The sequence below is a fragment of the Roseomonas rosulenta genome, from assembly GCF_016106005.1.
Lineage (GTDB): Bacteria > Pseudomonadota > Alphaproteobacteria > Acetobacterales > Acetobacteraceae > Neoroseomonas > Neoroseomonas rosulenta.
In genome coordinates this window covers 1-4,679 of the sequence record NZ_JACADR010000319.1, presented here as the reverse complement: position 1 = coordinate 4,679, position 4,679 = coordinate 1, and the positions used below count along the sequence as shown (strand labels likewise).

The 4,679-nt window shown below is 71.1% G+C and carries 4 protein-coding genes; 2 read left to right on the top strand and 2 right to left on the bottom strand.

What is annotated here, in order from left to right; translation table 11 throughout:
• The first annotated feature begins 252 nt into the window (after positions 1-252).
• Positions 253-1,362, top strand: coding sequence for an alpha/beta fold hydrolase (locus tag HW578_RS23155; protein ID WP_198373074.1), 1,110 nt, complete (start codon positions 253-255; stop codon positions 1,360-1,362).
• Here HW578_RS23155 and HW578_RS23150 read toward each other — a convergent pair whose 3' ends face one another.
• Together HW578_RS23150 and HW578_RS23145 are read right to left on the bottom strand one after the other, a co-directional pair.
• Complete coding sequence (locus HW578_RS23150) at positions 1,363-2,958, bottom strand: phosphoenolpyruvate carboxykinase (protein WP_198373073.1); 1,596 nt, start codon at positions 2,956-2,958, stop codon at positions 1,363-1,365.
• A gap of 94 nt (positions 2,959-3,052) precedes the next feature.
• Complete coding sequence (locus HW578_RS23145) at positions 3,053-3,787, bottom strand: HugZ family pyridoxamine 5'-phosphate oxidase (protein ID WP_198373072.1); 735 nt, start codon at positions 3,785-3,787, stop codon at positions 3,053-3,055.
• 103 nt (positions 3,788-3,890) lie between these two features.
• Here HW578_RS23145 and HW578_RS23140 point away from each other — a divergent pair, with 103 nt between their 5' ends.
• Complete coding sequence (locus HW578_RS23140) at positions 3,891-4,592, top strand: response regulator transcription factor (RefSeq protein WP_198373071.1); 702 nt, start codon at positions 3,891-3,893, stop codon at positions 4,590-4,592.
• Positions 4,593-4,679: the final 87 nt, after the last annotated feature.

Genomic DNA, 4,679 nt, shown 5'->3' with positions numbered 1-4,679 from the left:
CCCGGCAGCGCCCCCGCCCACCAGGCGGCGGGCGGCCAGGCGCCGGGCGCGGCCGCCCACACCGCCGCCGGCAGGGCGGCGAGCGCCAGCAGGCTGTCGAGCGCCAGGTTCAGGAGGACGCGATGCGAGGGGCCACGGGCCATCCGGCGGCTATAGACCACGATCGGGTGCGGCGGAAACGCCGATGCGCCCCCCCCGGCTTGATCCCGCCGCGCTTCGCGTGCCGGATGGCGGGCAACTGGAGGAACGCCCATGGACCCGCTGACCCACCCCACCCTGCCCGTCGGCATTCGTAGCCGCCGGATCGAGGGCATCAACGGCCTGACCATGCACCTGCTGGAAGCCGGCGAGGCCGGCCGGCCGGTCCTGCTGCTGCTGCATGGCTTCCCGGAACTCGCCTATTCCTGGCGGCGCGTGATGGTCCCGCTGGCCGCGGCGGGCTACCATGTGATCGCCCCCGACCAGCGCGGCTACGGCCGCACCACGGGCTGGTCCGACGCCTACGACACCGACCTGCGCGACTTCTCGCTGTTCACGCTGATCCGCGACCAGCTGTCACTGCTGCAGGCGCTCGGCGTGGCGCAGGTGCATGCGGTGATCGGGCATGACTTCGGATCGCCGGTCGCCGCCCATTGCGCACTCGTGCGCCCGGACGTGTTCCGCCGCGTGGCGCTGATGAGCGCGCCCTTCGCCGGCCCGCCGGCGCTGGGCAGTTCCCTGCGCGCGCCGGCGCGCGACATCGCCGCCGACCTCGCCGCCCTGCCGCGCCCGCGCAAGCACTACCACTGGTACTATGCGACGCGGCCGGCGAACGGCGACCTGATGGCCTCGCCGCAGGGGCTGCCCGCCTTCATCCGCGCCTACTACCACCACAAGTCGGGCGACTGGGCGGGCAACGACGTTTATCCGCTGGCCGGCTGGACCGCGAGCGAACTGGCGAAGCTGCCGACCTACTACGTGATGGACCTGCACGAGACGATGCCGCAGACCGTCGCGCACGAAATGCCCGATGCCGCGACCATCGCCGCCTGCACCTGGCTGACCGAGGACGAGCTGTCCGTCTACGCCATGGAATACGGCCGCACCGGCTTCCAGGGCGGGCTGAACTGGTACCGCACGCGCTTCACCGGCACGAATGCCGAGATGGAGGCCTTCGCCGGCGCGCGCATCGTGGTGCCGGCAACCTTCATTGGCGGCGCGCGCGACTGGGGCGTGCAGCAGGCGCCCGGCGCGCTGGCCAAGATGGAACGGGAAGCGACCGCGGACTGGCGCGGCACCCACCTGGTGCCGGGCGCCGGCCACTGGGTCCAGCAGGAACGCCCGGCCGAAACCGTCGCGCTGCTGCTGGACTTCCTGCGCTGATCAGGCCGCGGCGCGGATCGCCGCGGCCAGCACGTCCTCGCTGACCCCGCCCGAGAAGCCGGCAAAGTTCTTCTCGAACAGCGCGACCAGGTTGGCGGCGGTACGGTCGTAGGCCGCCTTGTCCGCCCAAGTGTCGCGCGGGTTCAGCACCGCCGGGTCGATGCCCGGCACGGCCTTGGGCATCATCAGGCCGAAGAAGGGATCGGCCACGAATTCCGCCTGCGCCAGCGAGCCGTCCAGCGCGGCGCGCAGCAGCGCCCGCGTCACCTGGATCGACATGCGCTTGCCGGTGCCATAGGCGCCCCCCGACCAGCCTGTATTGACCAGCCAGCAATCGGCGCCGTGCTTCGAGATGAGGTCCGACAGCATCCGCCCGTAGACTTCCGGGTGCCGCGGCAGGAAGGGCGCGCCGAAGCAGGTCGAGAAGGTCGCCTGCGGCTCCTTGCCCAGGCCCTTCTCGGTGCCGGCGACGCGCGCGGTGTAGCCCGACAGGAAGTGGTACATCGCCTGCGCGGCCGAGAGCTTGCTGATCGGCGGCAGCACGCCGAAGGCATCCGCCGTCAGCATCACTACGTTCTTCGGCAGGCCCGCGGTGCCCGAGGAAACCACGTTCGGGATGTAGTCGATCGGATAGCAGGACCGCGTGTTCTCGGTGAGCGAGCCGTCGTCGAGATCCAGGCGGCCATCGGCATCCGCCACCACGTTCTCGAGCACGGCGCCGAAGCGGTGGGAGGCGTCCCAGATCTGCGGCTCGGCCTCGCGGCTCAGGCGGATCACCTTGGCGTAGCAGCCGCCCTCGAAGTTGAAGACGCCGGCATCGGACCAGCCGTGCTCGTCATCGCCAATCAGCGCGCGCTCGGGGTCGGAGGACAGGGTCGTCTTGCCAGTGCCCGACAGGCCAAAGAACAGGGCCACGTCACCCTTGGCGCCGACATTGGCGCTGCAATGCATCGGCAGCACGCCGCGCTCCGGCAGCAGCCAGTTCATCACGGTGAAGATCGATTTCTTGATCTCCCCGGCATAGGAGGTGCCGGCGATCAGGATGGTGCGCGTGGCCAGCGACAGCGCGATCACGGTGCTGCTGCGGCAGCCATCGGTCGCGGGATCGGCCTCGAATTCCGGGGCGTGCAGGATCGTCCAGTCGGGGCCGAAGCCGGCCAGCGCCTCGCGCGCCGGGCGGATGAACATGTTGCGCGCGAACAGCGCGTGCCAGGCGCTGGTGGTCACCAGCCGCACGCGGATGCGGTGCGCCGGGTCGGCGCCGGCGTGAAGGTCCTGGGTGAAGAGCTCGGGCTTCTGGGAGAGGTAGGCGCGCACCTTGCTGACCAGCGCGGTGAACTTCTCCTGCGGCAGGGGCTGGTTGATCTTACCCCACCACACCGCGTCGCGGGTGGCCGGTTCGTCCACCACGAACTTGTCCTGCACGGAGCGGCCGGTATGCGCGCCGGTCACCGCGATGAAGGCGCCATCGGCGGAGAGCCGCCCTTCGCCACGGCGCAGCGCCTGCTGCACCAGGGCAGGGGCCGCAAGGTTCGCGTGGACTTCGCCGCGCGCGAGCACACCGGTGCCGGCGAGGGCAGACTCGGGGGTAGACATTGCGGGACAACTCTCCTGGACGTCGCGTTGCAGTTCGGTGACCGCGGCATGTCCACGACGGCCGCGGCGGAATTGCGGCGAAGACCGCCGCGCCTCAGCCAGCCTGTCCGGAACGCGCCCGTCCCTCCCGAGCCGCGCGGATCAACGCCGCGCGTACGGCGTCCGCATCGCTTACCGGGCTTAAGAAGGCAAGACGAACCGTCCGGTTACCTTCCGACAAATCGCAACCGTCCACGTCCACCGCCACCAGCCGCCAGTCCCCCGGCCCCGCGCCGAGCAGGCCCTGCGCGATAGCCGCCACGGCGTCCGAATGATCATCATTCACGTGCTGGATGATGTCCGGCTCGGCGGCCAGCACCGCGGCCACGGCCCCGGGGTCCGGCGCGAGTTCGGCGGCCTTGATCCGCTCGGCCCGGGCGAAGCCGCCGACATGCAGCGCACCGCCGATCCGGATGCGCCACAGGCCGAAATCGGCGAAGTCGGCATAGAGCGCCGCGTAGGGGTGGCGCGCCAGCCAGCGCGCCTTGAGCGGCGCGACCTCCGCCTCGGGCACCTGCTCCGCGAGTCCCGTGACCGTCACGCGCGGGGCGGTCTGCGGATTCGGGCCCTCCGCCGCGCCGGTGAACAACAGGGCGCAGCGCGGCTCGGCCGCCAGGTGGCGCGTGTGCTCCGACAGGGTCGACAGCCACAGCAGCGGCGAGAGGTCCGGCGCCGGGGCCGGCGTCACCAGGGAGGCGAAGGGCTGCCCGCCCGCGGCACTCGCCAGCGTCGCCGCGCCCGCGCCGCGGATCAGCGCCCGGGCCTCGCGAATCCCCTGTTCCGACGCCATGTCACCCTCCGGCCCGTCTCGTGCCACAATAGGCCGCGAAACTGGCGTCGCTCCCCGCGCCGCGCAACCTCGGGCGGGCGCGCCACACCCCGGAACAGGACCAATGCCGCAGACCATCGCCCTCGTGGATGACGACCGCAACATCCTGACCAGCGTGCAGATGACGCTGGAGCAGGAGGGCTACACCGTGCGCACCTTCACCGATGGCGAGAGCGCGCTGCAGGGCCTGCTGTCCAAGCCCGCCGACCTCGCGGTGCTCGACATCAAGATGCCGCGCATGGACGGCATGGAGCTGCTGCAGCGCCTGCGCCAGCGCTCCAGCATGCCGGTGGTGTTCCTGACCTCGAAGGACGAGGAGGTCGACGAGCTGATGGGCCTGCGCCTGGGTGCGGACGACTACATCACCAAGCCCTTCAGCCAGCGCCTGCTGCTCGAGCGCATCCGCGCCCTGCTGCGCCGCAACGAGGTCTCCCGCGCCGAGGGCTCGGGCGCGCCCCCCGGCGGCGTCATCGCCCGCGGCGACCTGGTGCTGGACGAGACCAAGCACACCTGCGTCTGGAAGGGCGGCCAGGTGCAGCTGACGGTCACCGAATTCCTGCTGGTCAAGGCGCTGGCCGTTCGCCCCGGCATGGTCAAGAACCGCGACCAGCTGATCGACGCCGCCTATGGCGAAAACATCTACGTGGACGACCGCACCATCGACAGCCACGTGAAGCGCATCCGCAAGAAGTTCCGTCAGGTGGACGGCGAGTTCGACCAGATCGAGACGCTCTACGGCATCGGATATCGCTACAAGGAGGCGTGAAGCGGATGACCGCGCCGCCGGCCCGCACCGATGCCTGACGACGGCGCCGCCGCGCGCCCGCAGGGCAAGGCCGCCGGTGCCTCCGCG